The sequence below is a fragment of the Aquimarina atlantica genome (genome assembly GCF_000626715.1).
Lineage (GTDB): Bacteria > Bacteroidota > Bacteroidia > Flavobacteriales > Flavobacteriaceae > Aquimarina > Aquimarina atlantica.
Window position 1 is genome coordinate 22,943 of sequence record NZ_AQRA01000009.1, and the last position, 20,922, is coordinate 43,864.

General features: G+C 32.3%; 23 protein-coding genes. 13 read left to right on the top strand and 10 right to left on the bottom strand.

What is annotated here, in order from left to right; translation table 11 throughout:
• Positions 1 to 44: 44 nt before the first annotated feature.
• Positions 45 to 1,460, bottom strand: coding sequence for a trypsin-like peptidase domain-containing protein (locus ATO12_RS19475; protein ID WP_034245357.1), 1,416 nt, complete (start codon positions 1,458 to 1,460; stop codon positions 45 to 47).
• 165 nt (positions 1,461 to 1,625) lie between these two features.
• Between ATO12_RS19475 and dapF the strand changes: the two genes are divergently transcribed.
• From dapF to ATO12_RS19495, 4 genes are all read left to right on the top strand, one after another.
• The gene (gene dapF, locus ATO12_RS19480) at positions 1,626 to 2,411 is read left to right on the top strand and encodes a diaminopimelate epimerase (protein ID WP_034245360.1); all 786 of its coding nucleotides are present in this window, start codon (positions 1,626 to 1,628) and stop codon (positions 2,409 to 2,411) included.
• Entirely contained in the window at positions 2,405 to 2,932 is a 528-nt protein-coding gene (locus ATO12_RS19485) for a GNAT family N-acetyltransferase (protein ID WP_034245364.1), read from the top strand. The genes dapF and ATO12_RS19485 overlap by 7 nt, the downstream gene beginning before the upstream one ends.
• Complete coding sequence (gene mltG, locus ATO12_RS19490) at positions 2,922 to 3,965, top strand: endolytic transglycosylase MltG (protein WP_034245367.1); 1,044 nt, start codon at positions 2,922 to 2,924, stop codon at positions 3,963 to 3,965. The genes ATO12_RS19485 and mltG overlap by 11 nt, the downstream gene beginning before the upstream one ends.
• 352 nt (positions 3,966 to 4,317) lie before the next feature.
• Positions 4,318 to 4,959 carry a hypothetical protein gene (locus ATO12_RS19495; protein ID WP_034245370.1) on the top strand — a complete coding sequence of 214 codons (642 nt, stop codon included), beginning with the start codon at positions 4,318 to 4,320 and terminating at the stop codon, positions 4,957 to 4,959.
• 16 nt (positions 4,960 to 4,975) lie between these two features.
• Here the strand turns inward: ATO12_RS19495 and ATO12_RS19500 are convergent, their stop codons facing one another.
• From ATO12_RS19500 to dnaA, 3 genes are all read right to left on the bottom strand, one after another.
• Positions 4,976 to 5,704, bottom strand: a complete 729-nt coding sequence (locus tag ATO12_RS19500; protein ID WP_034245373.1) for an SAM-dependent methyltransferase — start codon at positions 5,702 to 5,704, stop codon at positions 4,976 to 4,978.
• Between the two features lie 244 nt (positions 5,705 to 5,948).
• Positions 5,949 to 6,419 (bottom strand): low molecular weight protein-tyrosine-phosphatase, encoded by a 471-nt coding sequence (locus tag ATO12_RS19505; RefSeq protein WP_034245377.1) that lies wholly within the window; start codon positions 6,417 to 6,419, stop codon positions 5,949 to 5,951.
• A 94-nt stretch (positions 6,420 to 6,513) separates the two neighbouring features.
• Positions 6,514 to 7,941: a chromosomal replication initiator protein DnaA gene (gene dnaA / locus ATO12_RS19510; RefSeq protein ID WP_034245380.1), complete on the bottom strand. Its 1,428-nt coding sequence runs from the start codon at positions 7,939 to 7,941 to the stop codon at positions 6,514 to 6,516.
• 202 nt (positions 7,942 to 8,143) lie between these two features.
• Between dnaA and ATO12_RS19515 the strand changes: the two genes are divergently transcribed.
• Positions 8,144 to 8,548: an acyl-CoA thioesterase gene (locus ATO12_RS19515; RefSeq protein WP_025663976.1), complete on the top strand. Its 405-nt coding sequence runs from the start codon at positions 8,144 to 8,146 to the stop codon at positions 8,546 to 8,548.
• Here ATO12_RS19515 and ATO12_RS19520 read toward each other — a convergent pair.
• The 6 genes from ATO12_RS19520 to ATO12_RS19545 form a co-directional block, all read right to left on the bottom strand.
• Positions 8,545 to 9,159: an IMPACT family protein gene (locus ATO12_RS19520; RefSeq protein ID WP_034245384.1), complete on the bottom strand. Its 615-nt coding sequence runs from the start codon at positions 9,157 to 9,159 to the stop codon at positions 8,545 to 8,547. The genes ATO12_RS19515 and ATO12_RS19520 overlap by 4 nt on opposite strands.
• Positions 9,160 to 9,169: 10 nt before the next feature.
• Entirely contained in the window at positions 9,170 to 10,039 is an 870-nt protein-coding gene (locus ATO12_RS19525) for an EamA family transporter (protein ID WP_034245387.1), read from the bottom strand.
• The gene (locus ATO12_RS19530; RefSeq protein ID WP_034245389.1) at positions 10,036 to 10,644 is read right to left on the bottom strand and encodes an HAD family hydrolase; all 609 of its coding nucleotides are present in this window, start codon (positions 10,642 to 10,644) and stop codon (positions 10,036 to 10,038) included. The genes ATO12_RS19525 and ATO12_RS19530 overlap by 4 nt, the downstream gene beginning before the upstream one ends.
• On the bottom strand, positions 10,637 to 11,683 hold the full coding sequence (ribD, locus tag ATO12_RS19535; protein ID WP_034245392.1) for a bifunctional diaminohydroxyphosphoribosylaminopyrimidine deaminase/5-amino-6-(5-phosphoribosylamino)uracil reductase RibD: 1,047 nt from the start codon (positions 11,681 to 11,683) through the stop codon (positions 10,637 to 10,639). The genes ATO12_RS19530 and ribD overlap by 8 nt, the downstream gene beginning before the upstream one ends.
• Before the next feature lie 70 nt (positions 11,684 to 11,753).
• Positions 11,754 to 12,221: a hypothetical protein gene (locus ATO12_RS19540; protein ID WP_034245395.1), complete on the bottom strand. Its 468-nt coding sequence runs from the start codon at positions 12,219 to 12,221 to the stop codon at positions 11,754 to 11,756.
• 184 nt (positions 12,222 to 12,405) lie between these two features.
• Positions 12,406 to 12,867 carry a hypothetical protein gene (locus tag ATO12_RS19545; RefSeq protein WP_034245398.1) on the bottom strand — a complete coding sequence of 154 codons (462 nt, stop codon included), beginning with the start codon at positions 12,865 to 12,867 and terminating at the stop codon, positions 12,406 to 12,408.
• A 118-nt stretch (positions 12,868 to 12,985) separates the two neighbouring features.
• Between ATO12_RS19545 and ATO12_RS19550 the strand changes: the two genes are divergently transcribed.
• From ATO12_RS19550 to dapA, 8 genes are all read left to right on the top strand, one after another.
• The gene (locus tag ATO12_RS19550) at positions 12,986 to 13,474 is read left to right on the top strand and encodes a GNAT family N-acetyltransferase (RefSeq protein ID WP_034245400.1); all 489 of its coding nucleotides are present in this window, start codon (positions 12,986 to 12,988) and stop codon (positions 13,472 to 13,474) included.
• Positions 13,475 to 13,492: 18 nt separating this feature from the next.
• Positions 13,493 to 14,344, top strand: coding sequence for a peptide chain release factor N(5)-glutamine methyltransferase (gene prmC / locus ATO12_RS19555; RefSeq protein WP_034245403.1), 852 nt, complete (start codon positions 13,493 to 13,495; stop codon positions 14,342 to 14,344).
• A gap of 12 nt (positions 14,345 to 14,356) precedes the next feature.
• Entirely contained in the window at positions 14,357 to 14,947 is a 591-nt protein-coding gene (locus ATO12_RS19560; protein ID WP_034245406.1) for an LOG family protein, read from the top strand.
• 144 nt (positions 14,948 to 15,091) lie between these two features.
• Positions 15,092 to 17,086 (top strand): NAD-dependent DNA ligase LigA, encoded by a 1,995-nt coding sequence (gene ligA, locus ATO12_RS19565; RefSeq protein WP_034245408.1) that lies wholly within the window; start codon positions 15,092 to 15,094, stop codon positions 17,084 to 17,086.
• Entirely contained in the window at positions 17,083 to 17,769 is a 687-nt protein-coding gene (locus ATO12_RS19570) for a lysoplasmalogenase family protein (protein ID WP_034245411.1), read from the top strand. Before ligA ends, ATO12_RS19570 begins: the two co-directional genes overlap by 4 nt.
• A gap of 131 nt (positions 17,770 to 17,900) precedes the next feature.
• Positions 17,901 to 18,596, top strand: coding sequence for a lysoplasmalogenase family protein (locus tag ATO12_RS19575; protein WP_034245414.1), 696 nt, complete (start codon positions 17,901 to 17,903; stop codon positions 18,594 to 18,596).
• Between the two features lie 918 nt (positions 18,597 to 19,514).
• Positions 19,515 to 20,039, top strand: a complete 525-nt coding sequence (locus ATO12_RS19585; protein WP_231389225.1) for a DUF6913 domain-containing protein — start codon at positions 19,515 to 19,517, stop codon at positions 20,037 to 20,039.
• Between the two features lies 1 nt (position 20,040).
• A complete protein-coding gene (gene dapA, locus ATO12_RS19590; RefSeq protein ID WP_034245420.1) occupies positions 20,041 to 20,913 on the top strand; it encodes a 4-hydroxy-tetrahydrodipicolinate synthase in 873 nt (290 codons plus the stop codon).
• The last annotated feature ends 9 nt before the right edge of the window (positions 20,914 to 20,922 follow it).

Consider the following 20,922-nt stretch of genomic DNA (forward strand, 5'->3'; position numbering starts at 1 on the left):
ATAAAAGTAATGGGAAGTACTATTATAGTTGTGTTTTGTGACGTTTATTGAAATACAAATTCTCTTTTTTGACCATTTCTGTCTACCAGGCTAATGGTGATATCTTCATCTTTATATTTACTCTCAATTATTTCTTTTACTTCAATAACACTCTTTACTTTTTTGCCATCTATTTCACTAATAATAAGGCCTTCCAGGTTATATCTTTTCATTCTCGAGCTCAATGCTTTACTAATTACAACTCCATGATCAAGATCGAATTTCTTTAAATAGTCTTTGCGTGGGTTAGCTACTTCTACACCAACATCATTTATTTTATATCTTTGAATCTCGTATTTTGATAAGGTAACCGGTAAAACAAGTTCTTTATTTTTTCTTAATACACGTACATTAATAACATCTTTAGGTCTCTTGCTGTTTACATACCCTGTTAAATCTGAAAATTTTCTTATAGGTAGTCCGTCTATTTCTTTTATAACATCCCCTTCTAAAAGTCCTGCTTTTTTTGCTCCGCTATCATCAGCAACAGATGCTACAACTACTCCTTGTGAGGTAGAGATGCCATAGGTTTCCATGGCTTTTGGATTTATAGTTCCGCCAGTGATTCCTAATATACCTCTTTGTACACCACCAAATTCTATGATATCGTCGATTATTTTCTTAGCATTATTTGATGGTACGGCAAAGGCATATCCTACATAACTTCCGGTTTGTGAAGTTATGGCTGTATTGATCCCTATTAACTCTCCTCTTACATTTACCAATGCACCACCACTATTTCCGGGATTGATAGCAGCATCCGTTTGTATAAAAGATTGAGCTTTATTATCAGATTCATCTAAATCTCTTGATTTTGCACTAATAATACCGGCAGTAACAGTAGAAGTAAGGTTAAACGGATTTCCTACCGCAAGTACCCATTCTCCAATTTTGGCCGAATTAGAATCACCAAACGGGATGTATGATAATTTTTCTTCGGCATCGATCTTGATAAGTGCTATATCAGACTGCGGAGCAGTACCAACAACTTTGGCTTTATAAGATTTATTATTATTTAATGTAATTTCTAAATCAGTAGCTCCATCAATTACGTGGTTATTGGTTACAATATATCCATCTTCTGTAATAATAACTCCTGACCCAGCACCTTGAATTCTTCTTTCCTGTGCTCCACCATTTCTGAAAAATTCCATTAAATTTCTAGGTGTACGTGTAATCCCATATTGTTTAACATGAACTACTGCATTTACTGTCTTTTCTGCGGCGGTAGTAAAATCAATACCAGAAACAGAGGCAGAGGCATTAGTATTAGTTAGGGTGTAATTTACAGGGGTTAGATTTGGTTTGGCTTCACTTTCATTAACGACAGTAGCTTCAGGTTCTAAAAACATTTTATATGTGCCTAAAGTAAATATACCTGCTAGGATAGCTACAACCAATAAACTCAAAAATCTTTTCATTTTCTTCTCTTTTTTTGTTTGATTTAAGTAATACTAATCTAATAGACTTGTATTAACTCTTAAAATTACAATTATAGTATACTTTTTTTATGAAATTTAACTCACAATTAACAACGGTTTTTTGATAACATTCTTTGTACCTTTGCTCTTATAATTGAAAGAATAATGACGCTTACATTTTATAAATACCAGGGTACCGGGAATGATTTTGTAATCATTGATAATAGAGATGCTATACTCTCCAAAAATGATACCAAATTATTTGCCAGACTTTGTGACAGAAAATTTGGTATAGGAGCCGATGGTTTAATGTTGTTAGAGCTTCCTCGGGATGAAGAGGATGACTTTACAATGGTTTATTTTAATGCAGATGGAAACGAAAGCTCAATGTGTGGTAATGGTGGGAGATGCCTGGTTGCTTTTGCAGCTTTTCTTGGGGTAATAAAAGATAAGGCTACCTTTACAGCAATTGATGGTAAGCATAAAGCTGAAATAAAAGATGGCTTAGTGCATTTGCAAATGCAAAATGTATCTGAGATAGAGAAGTATGATACTCATTTGTTTTTGGATACTGGTTCTCCTCATCATGTTGCAATGGTTGAGGATTTAGCGAATTATGATGTAGAAAATAAAGGAAGAGCTATACGAAAAGGAGCTCCTTATTTTGAAGCTGGAAGTAATGTGAATTTTGTAGAAAAGAAAAGCGATAATGAATTTGCTGTGCGTACTTATGAAAGGGGAGTAGAAAATGAAACACTATCATGTGGTACAGGAGTTACTGCAGTGGCTCTTTCTATGCATACCACCAAATTAACAAACGATCAGGAAATTGATATTCATACCCAGGGAGGAAGATTAAAAGTTACTTTTCAAAAAAATGGAAATGGATATAAGAATATCTTTTTGATAGGGCCTGCAGAACAGGTTTTTAAAGGAGAGATTACATGGTAACACTAAAAGGGAAAAATATTTATTTACGGGCTCTTGAACCCGAAGATCTTGATTTTGTTTATATTGTAGAAAATGATGAACAGATTTGGGAAATGAGCTCTACCCAGACTCCATACTCTCGATTTTTGATTAAAGAGTATTTAGAGAATTCGCATAAAGATATTTATGAAGTAAAACAGTTACGACTGGTTATTTGTTCTAATGATCATGCTACACTAGGTTTGATAGATTTGTTTGATTTCAATCCTATGCATAATAGAGCGGGAGTAGGTGTTTTGATAGCAGAAAAAGAAAATAGAGGTATGGGTTATGGAGCAGAAGCTTTAGAACTCATTGTAAACTATGGTTTTACTCACTTGCATTTACATCAATTGTATGCAAACATTTCTGAAGATAATATAACTAGTATTAAATTATTCGAAAATAGAGGGTTTAATAAAGTTGGGGTAAAGAAAGAGTGGAATCGAGTAAAAGATATTTATAAAGACGAATTTTTATATCAATTAGTATATGTACATTAAAAAAATACTATTAGTTATTGCATTATTGGGTTTAATTGCGGGAGGGATTTTTGCATACTATGTCTATCAAGCAGTTTTTGCTCCTAATACCAGTTTTGAAACCGAGACAACAACCATTTACATTCCCACAGGAGCTACCTATACAGAACTTATTGAAACGATTAGCCCTGTAGTTAATGATATTTATAGTTTTGATAGGATTGCAAGAAGAAAAGGGTATATTAATAAAATTAAGGCAGGACGATATATTTTACAAAAAGGTCTTAATAATAATGATATCATAAATACTTTACGAAGTAAAAACTCACCTATACACGTAAGTTTTAATAATCAGGAAAGGCTAGAGAATCTTGCAGGTAGAATTGCTTCGCAAATCGAGTCGGATAGTATTTCTTTGTTAAAAGCTTTTAAAGAAGAATCTTTTTTAGAAGCAAATGATTTTACTCCAGAAACCGCTTTAGCAATGTATATTCCTAATAAATATGAATTCTTTTGGAATACTTCTGCAGAACAGTTTAGACAAAGAATGCTGAAAGAGTATAAGCGATTTTGGAACGAATCCCGCGTATCAAAAGCAAAGCAAATTGGATTAACCCAAAATCAGGTGATTACTATTGCTTCGATTGTACAAAAAGAAACGGCAAAAGTAGATGAGCGCCCAAGAGTAGCAGGAGTTTATATGAATAGGTATAATAATAATTGGAAATTGGATGCAGATCCTACCGTAATCTATGCTATTAAAAAACATCGCAATGACTGGGATGCAATTATAAAACGTGTATTATATAAAGATTTAGAGTTGGATAGTCCTTATAATACTTATAAATACGCTTCGATACCTCCAGGGCCAATAGCAATGCCTGATATCTCATCAATTGATGCGGTTCTTAATTATGAAAAGCATGAATATTACTTTTTTGTAGCTAATGTAGAAAACTTTGGATATCATAAATTCGCCAAGACGATCAGTCAGCATAATCGTAATAAAAAACAGTATGTTGATTGGATTAATAAACAAGGGGTGAAACGATGATTATCGACTGTTTTTTGTAGGAAAAAAAACAGTAATTTCTTCTTTTAGAATAAAAAACAGCACAAATTTATTAACAAAATTGTATTCTTTTTTGTGAATTACTACTAAATAAGGGATTCATTTTTTCTCGATTAAAACACAAGGTTTGACGTTTAAGTGTTGTTTTTAAGGTTTTTTTGGGGAAATTTAACCGTTTTTAAACTTGTTTTTTGTTGTAAATCACTGTTTTTCAGTATTATAATTATTTTAACACTTAGTTCTTTTTTGTTTTGAAAAAAGTTGTATATTTGCACGGCAAAAATTTAAGTAGTGGGGGACGTCATTTTATGATGGCTACTTAGAAATTTTTTATATGATAAAGAAGATAGTAGGATTATCTGTGTTACTTACAATTGGGGGAATACTCTTGCTAAGTTTTAAAACAAAAGAAAGTATAGATCTTAGTTCTTATAGTACAGAAGGTTTGGATCTGTATTACATTGCACCTAATTTTAATGAAATAGAAGATGATAATACATTTATCTCTCCAGAGCTTGGTAAATCTTATATTGGGTTTAAAGAGGCTGTTGCTTTTAAAGAGTCTCGTGGGGATTATGGTGTAGTTAATCAATTTGGTTATTTGGGAAAATATCAATTTGGTAAAGGAACACTTGATTTGATAGGTATTAGAAATGTAAAAAGAAATGAATTTCTTAGTAACCCTGCTCTTCAGGAAAAAGCATTTTATGCTAATCTGTCTAGAAATAAATGGGTGCTGCGTAGAGATATAAAATGGTATGTTGGTAGAAGGATCAATGGAGTAGAGGTGACAGAATCAGGAATTCTGGCTGCTGCACATCTATCTGGGCCGGGTGCTGTAAAAAAATATTTACGTAGTGGAGGAGTAGAGGGGTTTGCAGATGCTTTTGGTACTACAATTCGTTATTATATGAAACGATTTGGAGGATATGACACTTCTTTTGTTGTTCCTGATAAAAAAGCAAAAGCTATCTAGTTTCTTTTTTCTAGGCTTAATCTCTTTGTATGATATATATGGTTGGTCTTTTATGAAGGTCTATCTCTTCTTTTTTCCATTCTTCGACCGTTTTGGTGGCGATAAATTCAGAAGTTAATGTGATGTCACATGCAATGCATAATCTGGTATTGTTGTTTAGTATGGTTTTGAGATCAGAAAACATTTTGTCGTTTCGATAAGGGGTTTCAATAAATATCTGTGCTTGATTTTTTTCTAAAGAAATTTTTTCCAGATGTTTTATAGTTGATTTTCTTTCGTTTTTATCAATGGGAAGATAACCGTTAAAGGTGAAATTCTGACCATTCATTCCGCTGCTCATCATAGCTAGTAATATCGATGATGGTCCTACAAGAGGTGTTACTGGTATTCCTTTTTCGTGAGCTATTTTAACAACTTCTGCTCCTGGATCAGCAATCCCAGGGCATCCGGCATCAGATAGTAAACCAATAGATTCTCCGTTAAGGCAAGGTGCAAGATAGCTTGGTATCTCAGAGGTGTCTGTGTATTTGTTAACGGTATGTATAACAATAGAACGTTGAGACTTGCTGGGGCTTACCTTTTTTATGAATCTTCTTGCAGGCTTCTCGTTTTCTACAATATAATGATTGACTTGCTCTAATACCTTTTTAATGGATATAGGAAGTACTTCTAAAGGGACATCATCTCCTAATCGTGTTGGGATTAGGTATAATTTTCCTTTGGGATCTAGGGGTTTAAATTCCATAGGTTATTTTATAACTGGTTTTTTAAAGATCTTTTTGTTGATAGCGCTGTTGTGATGTATGCTTTGTGGATTATCAATAAATTAATCTTTAAGGTTTAAGAACGTTTATGCCCTTGGTAGGGTGTATACTAAAATAGTATTATTTTTTTTATTGTTATCTATTGTAACGCTATTATTTGTGATGATAGTATATAGTAATGGGAAATGATATTGATGTTAACTGTGTTATTTGGTTATGTAGGGTCTATAAATGATTGAGGTCTTCGAGTTTTCTGGCGATATTGTCACATGCTTCATTAAGCATTTGAAACACCTCTTCAAAGCCTTGATCGCCTCCATAATATGGGTCAGGAACATCAAGATCGTTATTGGGGTGTGATTCGTTTAAGATGCGTTTCACTTTACTTTTTTCATGGTCATTGCTGGCTAGATTGATTATATTTTGATAGTTAGAGCTATCCATGGTATATATGTGGTCATATGTTGTAAAGTCACTAATTTTAAATTGAGCAGCTCTTTGATCTGTGATATCAATATCATGTTGTCTTGCAATATCGATAGAGCGTTGATCGGGTTTGCTACCGATATGATAACTACTGGTTCCGCAAGATGCTACGTTGTAAAAACGTGAGTCTAGTTTAGATTTTAAAATACCTTCTGCTAAGGGGGATCTGCATATATTGCCTAAGCATACCATTAGAATTTTAACTTTCATATAGTTTGTTTTGTTGTTTTAGATGTGGTACACATGTTTTTACTAATAATGCAATTGAATTATTAGTGTTGATCTGTTTGTGAACAATGTAAAATTATAATGTAAGTTTCTTTCCTAAATCTTCTACGTATTTTCTAAATTGCTTATCTGTAGATGATAGATTGTCTACTGTTTTGCAAGCGTGTAGAACAGTAGCATGATCTCTTTTTCCTATTTGTGTGCCAATACTGGCTAAAGAGGCTTTGGTTAGCTTTTTTGCAAAAAACATAGCTAGCTGTCTTGCTTGTACAATATGACGTTTTCGTGTCTTTGATTGTAGTGTTTCTACATCCATCTGGAAATAATCACTTACTACCTTTTGGATGTAATCGATAGATACCTCACGTTTTGTGTTTTTAACATAGTTATCTACTATGGCTTTGGCAAGGTCTATTGTGATATCTTTTTTGTTAAAAGAAGAATGAGCTATTAATGATATAATTGCGCCTTCTAATTCTCGGATATTGGTTTTGATATTGTTTGCCAGAAACTCAACTATTTCTTCAGGCATTTCTACACCATCACGATATAGTTTGTTTTTGATGATCGAAATTCTGGTTTCGAAATCAGGTTGATGTAATTCTGCAGATAACCCCCATTTAAAACGAGAAAGTAATCGTTGTTCTATATCCTGCATATCTACAGGAGCTTTATCACTGGTTAGGATTACTTGCTTTCCGTTTTGGTGTAAATGGTTGAAAATATGAAAGAATACATCTTGAGTTCCTGCTTTACCAGATAATAGTTGTATGTCATCAACAATCAAAACATCGATAATCTGATAAAAATGAATAAAATCATTTCTGTTATTCTTTTTTACAGATTCAATATATTGCTGAGTAAATTTTTCGGCAGAAATATATAATACTGTTTTTTCTGGATAATTGTCTTTTATGTTAACACCGATTGCATGAGCTAGGTGAGTTTTTCCTAAACCAACTCCTCCAAAAATAAGTAAAGGATTAAAAGAGGTGCCTCCAGGTTTATTAGCTACAGCCATACCTGCAGAACGAGCTAATCGGTTAGAATCTCCTTCTAAGAAATTTTCAAAATTATAACTTGGGTTTAATTGGGATTCTATTTTCACATTTCGTATTCCAGGAATAACGAATGGATTTTTTAACTCGGGATTTTTACTTTTAATAGGGACGTCAACTTCTTGTGAGTTAACAGGAGTTCGGTTAGAACTTGGAATTTTTTCAGTAAATGGCTTTTTGTTGCCATACGTGTTTTCCATTTTAATAACATAAACTAACTTGGCACTTTCTCCTAATTCTCGGGTTAAAGATACTTTAAGTAGATTTACGTAATGTTCTTCTAGCCACTCGTAAAAAAATTTACTAGGAACCTGAATACTGAGAGCGCTATCTGTAAGCTTTACAGCTTTGATTGGTTCAAACCATGTTTTAAAAGCTTGAGGTGTAATATTGTCTTCTATGAAAGACAAACAACTATCCCAAACTGATTGCGCGGTTACATTCATTCTTGTGGTCAGGTTTACTTTTTGTTATATTAAGGTACTAAAAAGAAATTGCTGAAAAACTCCTTACTGTTTTTGCTTGACAAATATGTGAACAAAAAATGTAAAAAAAAAACGATTTAGGGGTTGAATATTAATTATTTTTTTTGCATAATTTGACAACACTACTTTTTAATTTAATTAAATAACCCCTCATTTTTAAAATATGCTAATCACTTCAGAAACTTTACTAAAAGTGCGATACTCTGAAACCGATCAGATGGGTGTAGTATATCATGGTAACTACGCGCAGTATTTAGAATTGGCACGAATTGATTGGTTATCCCGATTAGGGGTTTCATATAAATCAATGGAAGAAAATGGCGTTATGCTTCCTGTGTTTACATTAGACTTTAAATTTAAGAAATCTGCCTTTTTCGACGATGAATTAATTGTTAAAACTTCGTTGACGAAAATTCCTACAGCAAAAATCGTTTTCGATTTTGAGATTTTTAATAAAAATAATGAATTACTAACAACAGCATCTACAACTTTAGTCTTTGTTGATAGTAAAACAAGAAAGCCTATTCCATGTCCCTCTTACTTGCTTGAAAAAATAAAAAACTATTAATCCTGTGTTTTTCTAATTTCTATACCATACAACGGGGAAAAAACATCTTTTATTTTATCTGCAAACTTTTTTCTTACCGAAATATGAATTTTGCAATTCAATTCATGATCTTGTTTAGTGATTTTTAGATTATGCTCTTTAATAATTCTCATCACTTTATTCATGTCTTTATATTCGAAAATAAGTACAAAATCAATGTTAATTGTCTTTTCAACTATATCCGAAGTTTCAAGTGCTAATTGAGCTGCAGTTCTATAAGCATTAATTAATCCGCCAACTCCTAATTTGACGCCTCCAAAATAACGCACTACAACAATTAGTATATTGGTTACATCAAAAGATAGAATCTGACCATAGATGGGTTGACCCGCAGAATTAGAAGGTTCGCCATCATCATTAATACGGTATGTGGCAGATTCTGTCCCTATTTTCCATGCATAACACCAATGTCGGGCAGCGTGATGTTTTTTCTTAAGATCAGCAATAATATGTTTAGCCTCTTCTTCTGTAGTGATAGGAAATGTGTATCCAAAAAACTTGCTATTTTTATCTTTAAAAAGAGCTTCTTCTCCGGGAGTGTCAATTGTTTTATATGTGTCTTTTATTTCCAATGAGTATGCGCTATATAGAAAAGGCAACTAAGATAATGCTAATAATCGCCAGAATGATACCTATCCAGTTTTTAAAGGTTAATTTTTCTTGAAAAAATAAAATCCCTGCAAAAGTCGAAACCAAAAGTATTGCCACATTATTAATAGTAAATACTGTAGAGCTATCCATACTATCATGACGTAATGCCTGAATTAGAAAATAAATCGAAAAATAATTAGGAACACCTAATATAACTCCTGCAATGATGTTTTTAAATGCAATTTTAAATGTTCCTGTTATCACTTTATATACTAGTGTGATAATTCCAACAATGGCGGCAAATCCAAAAACGGTTGCAGAAAAGACCGGAATATCATTTTTTGCCACATAATGTGTTTCTAAAAACTTAATGCTGGTATCGATAACTCCACTTCCGATAAAAACCAATACTGGGAAAATAAGATTCTTTTTTGTTATTGGGATTCCTACAGTGGTTTTAATTGAAGTGAGATAAACCGCGATAAGTGCAATTATAATGCCCAGGATTTTTATAATACCTGTGCTTTCTTGATAGGCAATAACCCCAAATATAATAGGAATTACTAAGCTCATTTTGGTAGCTACGGCGGCTACAGAGAGACCATTTCTCTGTGTAGTAATTGCCATTAAATTAAATACAGATATAAATATTATCCCCAGGATCATTGCTCCAAAAAACCATCCTTTTCCTGATACAGAAGATAAATCTATTGGTTCTGAGTATGCTATAATTCCTGAAACAGAAGCTACTATATAATTAACAACAATTGCCTGAAGTGTATCTACATTATATTTAGAAAACAACTTAAAGATGATAAAAATCAGAGTAGATGCTAAAACACTTAAAGCTAAATAGATCAAAATAAATCAGATTTTATAGTAAATAAATCTGTAACATCTTCGGTTACAGGGTTGTTGTTCCAGGTATGCATTCCTAGTGCGGCAGCAGTATCTGTATTATCTTTTGTGTCATCAATAAAAAGTGTTTCACTTGGGTTTAATTGATGTTGTTTTAGAACAAACTCAAAAATATAAGGTTCTGGCTTTCGTAAGTTGATTTCGTGAGAAAGGTAAAAAGCATCAAAACATGATCTAAATTCAGGGAAAAAGCTAATATTTTCCTTAATCCAATTAATGTGTAATTCGTTATTATTACTAAGTAAGATCAACTGGTAGCGTTGTTCTGAAGCTAGTTTTTGAATGAATTCTAGGCGATGTTTAGGGAAATCTAGTAAAAGAGCATTCCATGCATAGATAAGTTGTTTCTCTGAAGCATTGGGGATAAGCTTCTGAAAGCTTTCTATAAGTTCTGGTGTAGTAATTTTGCCTGCTTCATACAACATATTAAGTTCTCGCAACTCTGTAGTAAGCTTTTCATTTTTGAGGTTGTATAATTCTCTTTCTGTTGCGGACTTGTCTAAATTGATAAAGACGTCTCCAAAATCAAAAATTATAGTTTTAATCATTTTGATATGTCTTTAGGGTGTCTGTCATAATTTTTTGTTCAGAAATTAAGTTTCCTTTAAGTAAAGGAGATTTTATTCCGGTTCCAAAAGTAGTATTTCCTTCAAAAACCCTAGCCTCATCCCAGAGATTTTTATCAATAAAGGATTGTATTGTATAGGAGCCCCCTTCTATGATCACTGATTGGATGTTGTGTTTATAGAGAATGTTACATATTTCTTTGGCAAGATTTTCTTGCGTGTCGATAACTTCGTAAATAAGGGTATCGCTATTTTTTTGTTTAAATTTTTCTGAAGTAATTATAATTGTCTTTACCGATTGGTCTAATACGGCAGAATCTTTAGGTATTTTTCCTGATCTGTTAATTACAATTCTGGTAGGGTGATGTTGGCCAGCCCAATCTCTGATAGTAAGTTTTGGATTATCCTTAATAACAGTTTGACTGCCAACCAAAATGGCTTGTTCTTCTGCTCGCCATTTGTGTACAATTTGCCTGGAATATGTGTTTGTAATCCAGATAGGTTTTCTTTTGTTTGTAGTAACCGGTGCAATATAACCATCTGCAGTTTCTGCCCATTTTAGGATGATATATGGCCGTTTTTTGTTATGAAAAGTAAAAAACCTTTTATTTAATGCTAAGCATTCGTTTTCTAGAACTCCAACAATTACATCACAACCAGCATTCATTAACTTTTGAATTCCGGCACCCGATACTTTTGCAAAAGTATCTATTGTGCCAATAACTACCTTTTTGATTCCTTTTTCGATAATAAGATTACTACAAGGAGGTGTTTTTCCAAAGTGACTACAAGGTTCAAGACTAACATAGATGGTGGCGTCTTTTAAAAGAGAATGATCTTTTACTGAAGCAATAGCATTTACTTCGGCATGAGGTTTACCTGATTGATAATGCCATCCTTCACCAATGATACTGTCGTTATGTACAATTACACAACCTACCAAAGGGTTTGAGTAGGTTGTTCCTAGTCCGTTTTTGGCAAGCTGTATGCAGCGTTTTATGTATTTTTCGTGTGTTTTCACTTTTGCAAATAGCAAAAATAAGTAAAACTATGTGTTTTATATGGTATAGTAGACCTGTAGTATTGATTAATTATCTTTTTAGCTCAAACACATACTTGATAACCCCTTTTTTTTGATCTTTCTTAGGATTCCATTTGATACGAACTATTTGAGTTTCCTTAGAAGGAAAGACTTTGTCATTAACACCATGTATAGCTATAAAAACAACGCATTTAGAAAAATAGCCTTTCTCTACATTCTCAGCAACCGAAGATATTTTGAGTTCAATCTCATTGATGCCATTTTTTATAAGCTTTTGAGCTTTATTGGTGCTTATCTGGCTTGCTGATTTTTCAAATTCATGTAATTTTTTGCCATTTAGATAGATTTTTCCTTCTACACCTTCTGTTGTTTTGGCTTCGAGTTGATAATATTTAAATGGTTCTGTTTTTATTGGGGTGATTTCAATACTTTCAGAAGTATTCTGAGCTTGGCTAAAAGTGTTTGTGATTGGAAAAAAAATCACAATTAAAATAAAGTTTTTAATCTGCTTAATCATTTTATTTTCAAGATTAATTAATATGGGACTTGATAGGTTTTTGTTTATGATAGTGCAATTGTCAAGAAAGAAACTGCGCTTAAGAATATTGAACGTGTAGCACAAATATAGTTACTTAATGTAGGTTTAGTGTCACTGTTTTCAGTGAAAAACCACCAAATTATATTATGTAAAGTTGTTGTTTTTATTTTAATTTCACCTTTTGTTGTTTGTTAATCGTATAAGGGTAAGAAAAATTTCCCAAATGATATCGGATTACGCCTTTATATTCTATGTTAAGCGAATCACTTTGAATTACTTTTAGTACACTACCAAGGATACTATTTTTGTTTTTCTTATAAACTTTAGAAAGCGAAAAAGTTCCTTCAAGTGGAATGGTGAATACATTTTTTGAGGGAACATCGAACTCTTGTGAAGAGAGTGCTCCGACATCTATGTTATCAACAAAAATGTGTATGCTGTCTATAGAAAGTTTTCCTTTTATGTGATTTGGGTTATTGAAAACAGCATCTGCTTTAAGTGTTATATTGCGCATACTGACATTTTTAACCTCGATATTATCGACATATTTAAATTCAGGTTTTTTAGAAATAGAACAACTGGTAATGCCTATAAGTAATGTTGATAATAATAGAAACTTATTCATTGATTCCTTGTTAGATTTAACGTATATTTCAATAACCTTATTAAGAAGCTAATTTTTTATTCAAATGAAGATTAGAAGAATCTTCTGGTGATATCACAAAAATAGTATTTTAAAAGTAATGAATGATATAAAAATACGAGCAATACAGTCAAAAGATAATACAGTAATTGCTTCGGTAATACGAGAAGTCTTAATAGAAATGGGAGTGCCAAAAGTAGGTACTGCATATGAAGATAAATCTTTGGATAGTATGTATGAAACTTATAACTATTCGAGAATGAAGTATTACGTAGTCGAAGAAGAAGGTAGAATCATTGGTGGTGCAGGTATTGCCCCATTAGAAGGAGAGGTTGTTAAAGATATTTGCGAGTTACAAAAAATGTATTTCTTACCACAGGCAAGAGGCAAAGGAGTTGGGTATAAGATGATAAATACATGCCTTGATTTTGCAAAAGAACAAGGATATGCCAAATGTTATTTAGAAACAATGCCTTATATGGAGTCTGCCAGGAAATTGTATAAAAAAGTAGGTTTTACTCCTTTAGAAGAGCCATTGGGAGATACCGGGCATTATAGTTGTCAGGCATGGATGATAAAAGATCTATAATCTAAAATACACTTCAAATTGAAGATAAAAGACCTTAGAGTTAGTTTTACAAATTCTTTATCCGGGATCTATGATTCTGAAGAAGTATTGTCTTTTTTTTATATGCTTTCCGAAGAGATTTTGGGGCTTAAAAGAGTAGATATAGCTATGTGCCTCGATAAAATACTCACTGTTAATGAAAAAGCGAGTTTTGATACTGCTATAAAACGACTCGAAAAACAAGAACCTATTCAATATATAATTGGTGAAACCTATTTTTATGGAATACCGTTTATGGTTAATGAACATGTATTGATTCCGAGGCCAGAAACCGAAGAGTTGGTAGATTGGATTTTAAAAGACCAAAAAAAAGGGAAATCATCAATAACAATATTAGATATTGGTACAGGAAGTGGTTGTATAGCTATTTCTTTAGCAAAAAAAATACCCGAAGCCAAAGTATATGCAATGGATATATCTGAAGAAGCCATACAGGTGGCCAAAGAAAATGCCAGGAAAAATCAGGTTGAGGTCACATTTATTAAGGCAAATGTTTTGGAAATTGAAGATCTATTTCAGGATTTTGATATCATAGTTTCTAATCCCCCTTATGTACGAGAGTTAGAGAAAAAAGAAATGAAATCTAATGTGCTTGATAATGAACCAGAACAGGCTTTGTTTGTTTCTGATGATGAACCATTGCTCTTTTATGAGAAAATTACAGATTTGACTAAGAGAAAATTAAAGGAAAATGGTAGTTTGTATTTTGAAATTAATCAGTACCTGAGTGTAGAAACCAAAAGTATGATCGAGAGCAAAGGATTTAAATCTGTAGAAGTGCGTAAGGATATATATGATAATGAACGTATGATAAGAGCTCGTTTAAAATAAAAGTCTATTACTATGAACAGTCTGAATTCTATTTGTGTATTTTGTGGAAGCAGTGAAGGAAATGATACCAGGGTTATTGCCGAAGCATTATTATTAGGAGAAAAACTAGCAGAGCAAAAAATCACTCTGGTGTATGGTGCTGCAAAAATTGGCATAATGGGAAAGGTTGCTCAGGGAGCGATGCAGCAAAAAGGAAAAGTGATAGGAGTGATTCCAGAGTTTTTAAAGCGAAAAGAAGTAGTGCACCAGGGATTAGATGAACTAATTACTACGGTTAATATGCATGAGCGAAAGATGAAAATGCAAGAACTTAGCGATGGCTTTATTACAATGCCGGGGGGATTTGGGACATTAGAAGAATTGTTTGAGATCATAACATGGTCTCAATTAGGTTTGCATCAAAAACCAATTGGACTTTTAAATACCGGAGGATTTTACAATGACCTGTTAGCTCTGTTAGAAAACATGGTGCGAAGAGGGTTTTTAAAAATGGAAAACTATGAGTTACTCCTTGTCGATGATGATATCGATAGGTTATTAAATAAAATGAGAACCTTCAAGCCGATACAAGTGCCAAAATGGTTAAAACCAGAGAGAACATGATATTCATAATAACTAAATGAAAAAGAAACTGTTTATAATAACATTAAAAAAATAATAAAGAATAATTGTCTTAATCATAACACCTGTCATTATATGGTAGGTATTCTGTCTGACCATTAAAAAAAACAAGACATATAAGTACCAATGAATACAGAACAACACATCAATCAATTAAGGGAAGAACTAAGGCAGCATAACTATAACTACTACGTATTGGATGCTGCTGTAATAAGTGATTATGAGTTTGATATGAAACTCAAAACACTACAGGAATTAGAAGAGAAACACCCGGAGTATTATGATCCAAATTCTCCGACGCTTAGAGTTGGGGGTGAAGTAACCAAGAATTTTGAAACGGTAGTGCATGAACATAGAATGTACTCTCTTGATAATTCATATTCAAAAGAAGATCTATTAGATTGGGAAAAACGTATTAAAAAGTTGGTTGATGGAGAGGTTAGTTATACCTGTGAACTTAAGTATGATGGAGCATCAATAAGCCTTACTTATGAGGATGGAATATTGGTAAAAGCAGTAACCAGGGGAGATGGTATTCAGGGAGATAATGTTACTACAAATGTAAAAACCATTAATTCGGTACCGTTAAAACTGAAAGATGGATTTCCTCCAAAATTTGATATACGGGGAGAAATTATTTTACCGTATGATGGTTTTGCAAAAATGAATGAAGAACGAATAGCGGCAGGAGAAGATCCTTATGCTAATCCTCGAAATACAGCTTCTGGTAGTTTGAAATTACAGGATAGTAGTGAAACAGCTAAACGACCACTAGATTGTTTATTATATAGCATTGTAGGAAATAGATTAGGAATTGTAACTCAATTTGAAAGTTTAGAAAAGGCAAGAGAATGGGGGTTTAAAGTTCCTGTAGAATCCAAATTAGTACATTCGATTGATGAAGTGTTGGATTTTGTAACATACTGGGATGAGCATCGCCATAATCTACCATATGAAACAGATGGTGTGGTGATTAAGGTAAATGATCTTCAGCAACAAGAGGAGCTAGGTTTTACAGCCAAAGCTCCCCGGTGGGCTATGGCCTATAAATTTAAAGCCGAACAGGTTTTTACAACCCTTCATGAAATTACATATCAGGTAGGTAGAACAGGGGCAATTACTCCGGTAGCTAACCTCGAACCGGTATTGCTTGCAGGAACTACAGTAAAACGAGCTTCTTTGCATAACGCCGATCAGATTGAGAAATTGGATATACGTGTTGGGGATACAGTTTTTGTTGAAAAAGGAGGGGAGATTATCCCGAAAATAATAGCAGTTGATTTTCAAAAAAGAGATGGCAATTCGCAACCAACAGTATATATAACACAATGTCCAGAATGTCATACCGATCTTATTCGCAAAGAAGGAGAGGCTCAGCATTATTGCCCTAATTATCAAGGATGTCCGCCTCAGATAATTGGACGTATACAGCATTATATTTCTCGTAAAGCAATGGATATCGATGGGTTAGGAGGAGAAACCGTAGCATTACTGGTTAACGAAAACCTGATTGTAAACTATGCAGATCTTTATGAATTAAAAAAAGAGCAAGTTGTTCCTTTAGAAAGGATGGCAGAAAAAAGTGCAGAAAATCTTATTGCGGGAATAGAAAAGTCTAAAGAAATCCCTTTTGAGCGTGTTTTATTTGCATTAGGAATTCGATATGTGGGAGAAACCGTAGCAAAGAAGCTTGCAAAACATTATAAATTTATTGATGCTATTATCGAAGCTTCAGAAGAAGAACTGGTAAATGTAGATGAGATAGGGATAAAGATAGCTCAAAGTGTTGTAGAGTTTTTTGCTTCGGAAGAAAATAAAAATTTAATCAATAGGTTAAAACAATACGGAGTTCAGTTAGAAATTTCTGCAGAAAAATTGGCAAACCAAACAGATACCCTGCAAGGGCAGACATTTGTGGTTTCAGGAGTTTTTGAAAAAGTTTCACGTAACGAACTTAAAAAAATGATAGAAGATAATGGAGGCAAAATATCTAGTTCTATCTCTTCTAAAACCTCTTTTATTGTTGCTGGTGCCAATATGGGGCCCAGTAAGTTAGAAAAAGCAAAAGCACTAGAGATTCCTATTATTAGTGAAGACGAATTTCTTAGCAAAATAGCATGAGAATAAGAACTCTTATTAAAGTGTTATTGCTCATTACAGGAGGGTTATGTGTATTGAGTACTGCCATGAACTGGCCCGACTTAGAGTTGTATATAAAGCCTACTACTGTGCCTTTGTTTTTTATGTTGTATTGGTTTAATACAAAACGTATAAGTATTCCGTTTTTGCTGGTTTTGCTGCTTTGTTTTCTGGGAGATATATTTCTGCTCACAGATTTTGAGCATAGTTTTATATATGTATTGTTAAGTTATGGTGTCTGTTATTTGTTATTATTCTATTTCTTATATAAGAATCATAAGCCTATAGATTATGATGGTACAGATATCGCCTATGTGTCAATTTTCTTTGTGGTATGGTCTCTCATCGTTTATGAAATTTATGATGCAATACATGTAGGAATGGGGGATATTAAATACTATGGGTTGGTGTATTTACTAATATTATATGTTTTGTTTATAGGAGCTGTTTTTCATTATGTAAATGTTAGATCAACCAAGTCGTTATGGTTTTTGATTGCAGTATTAAATTTTGTTATTAGTGATGCTTGTTTTGCATTAAACAAGTTTTATGTGTCTTCAATCGAATTTGAAATTATTAATTCTATTTACCAATTATTGGCTGTTTTTTTTCTTGTACAGTTTAAGATATCTAGTTCGACTTCTTTAAAATTAAATAAATTGTAGAGAGTCGTTTTTATGGCTATTTTGAGTTATCTCAAAATTTAGTATCTTGTGTAAGGGAAAAATTTATGATTGTGTAACAAAGTGTCTTATAGAGGATTGTATTGATTTTTTTAGGATGCAAATAAAAATTAATGAATGAAGGAAAACTACTAAAGCTTTTAATTTCTTTTTTAATTATTATACAAGTATTAGGATATGTATTTCAAAATGATTTTTTAAACACATATACCAGTCTGATTCTTGTTGTATTAATAACCGCACTTTATTTTGTGAATTCTAAACGAATAAGAACGTTTAAAGTTATTGTTCTTTTGATTTTCTTTATAAAAGAGTTAGGTGTATTTTATACTATTGATAATGTTGTAAAATTTCAGATTGAGGCACATATAGCAGCCTATATTCTGTTATTTTATTTCTTGTATTATAATCATAAGTCATTCGTATATAATAACAGAGATGTTTTTACATTGGTGTTAGGCAGTTCTTTGTTTACCATTATATTTTTTATGGCTTACCTGGAGCTTAAAGACCCTATGGGAGAAATGCAAGTATTGGGGTTTCTTTATTTGTTATTAATTTATGTTTTACTAATTGTAGGAGCAATGCATTATATAAACATACGATCAGAGAAGTCGTTATGGTTTTTTTTATCGATGTTAAATTTTGCATTTAGTGACTTTATGTTTTTAATCGATAGATTTTATCTACGATCTAAAGAACTTAATGTTCTTATGTTAATATGCAGCCCGATTGCACTTCTTTTTTTGGTAAATTATATGATAACTAAATCGTTAGTCCTTAAATCTGAAGAGTTTGAAGGGTTTTGATTTTAAATAACAAAGTGCTAACTGTTGAAAACAGAAATACCATATTTCTTAAATTAATTACCGTATATGAATCTTGTAACCTGATAGAAAACTTCTTGAGAACAATAAATATTACATATCTACTAACCTATTTTGCTTTTTTGATCGTTATATGTATAGCTGTCTTTTTTGATAAATGGATGTTGGTATATGTTAAGCCAATTGTTCCTATATCATTAATTATTTTGTATCAAAGGTTTGTAAAAAAAACTAGCCTTCTATTTCCTTTAAGTATGCTTGTAATTGCAGCAACCGATGTTTTTGTGTATTTAGACTTTGCGAGGTATTTTTCGATTATTGCAATACTAATTGCTTTATTCTATACTTTGTGTTTATTTCTATTAAAGAATTTCATATCGATACAAGAAATAAAGCTAAATAGATTAATATCTCCTCAGGTTATAGTTAGTGTATTTTTGATTGGGTATCTTATTTTTTCTATTACTAAGTTAGTTTTACCCAAAATTATAAATTCTATAGGATCAGTAATATTAATTGTAGTAAGTCTTCTTTTATTTGTTACAGTTTGTTTTTTTATTTATGTTGCTAATCGATACGAGAAATCAATTTATCTTTTTATAGCTTCGTGCTGTACCTTATTTGTCGATGCGTTTCTTGCAATAAATGAGTTGTACTATTACAGTAGATTATTTACCATAATGATCAATATAGTAGAAATTGCGGGATTATATTTTTTTACTATTTTTTTTGTGGAAACAAAACTTGTTAAAAAGAAGCGTTTAGAAGATAAATATTTATAGATTTAACAAAAATCACTAAGTTGTGTTAATTGGGGAGTTTTTGTTTTTTCTCGAAGTATACCAGATGATTTTAATTTGTAAAATGGCTACATTTGTGGCTTATTAATTTTTTTAATAAATGATTTTAAAAGGTCTTAAAAGAAATGCGATAAAGAAAAGTGCTGAAGCATATCTCAAAGAAAGAGAAACCAGATCTCAAAACATTTCTAATTTAAAAACCCTTGCAGTTCTTATTGATGCAACTCAATCGATTAATATCGTTTCATTATTGAAACTTGCTAATGAATTAGGAGTGAAATCTGAAGAACTAAAAGTGATAGGCTATAAAGAAGATCAGAAAGAAATTATAGATGATAAAGATGCGGCTTATTATAATGATAAGAGTTTTGGAGTAAACGGTGCAATAAAAAGTAAGTCTTTACAAGATTTTGTAGATAAAGATTTTGATGTTTTGATCAATTTCTATGAAAAAAACTCTGTAGAGCTAAACTATGTAGCAGCAGCTTCTAAAGCTAAGTTTAAAGTTGGTTTTGCAGAAGTAGATAATCGAATTAACGATTTGATTATTGGATCAACAACAAATGACACCAATCTTTTTATATCAGAGCTTAAGAAATATTTAAAAATTTTACAGATTATATAGTATGAATGATTTTCTAAGAGGAACAGGTATAGCATTAGCGACTCCTTTTAATAAAGATGGATCAATAGATTATGATGGTGTGACATCATTAGTTAACTTTTGTATAGAAGGGAATGTAGAATATTTGGTAGTATTAGGAACTACTGCAGAGTCGGCTACACTCTCTAAAGAGGAAAAGAAGAATTTAACAGCGCATATAGTAGAAGTAAATAATAAGAGGCTCCCTTTGGTAATTGGTGTAGGCGGAAATAATACATTGGCAGTTATTGATGAGATTAAAGAAATCAATTCGTCTGATTTTGATGCGATTCTCTCTGTTGTTCCTATGTATAATAGACCTAGTCAGGAAGGTATTTATAGACATTATAAAGCTATAAATGATAGTACTACTTTACCGGTTATACTGTATAATGTCCCATCTAGGACAGCAACTAATATGACAGCAGAAACAACTTTACGCCTTGCTCAATTAGATAAAATAATCGGAATTAAAGAAGCGGTGGGAGACTTTACTCAGGTTTTACAAATTATCAAAAATAAACCTTCTGATTTTCTTGTGATTTCTGGCGATGATGCATTAGCATTACCGGCTGTTGTAGCAGGCGGAGATGGAGTAATAAGTGTAGTTGGCCAAGGATTTCCGGCGTCATTTTCAGAAATGATACGATTAGGGTTATCTGGAGAAACAAAAAAAGCATTTGAAAAACTATATGCATTATTACCTGCAATAGATTATGCTTTTGAAGAAGGGAATCCTGCTGGAATAAAAAATATCCTTAAAGTAAAAGGAGTATGTAAAGATAATGTTCGTTTACCACTAATACCCGTTTCAGAAGGTTTAGCAAAAAGAATAGAAGAGTTTGTTGAAGATTAATCGTTTTCA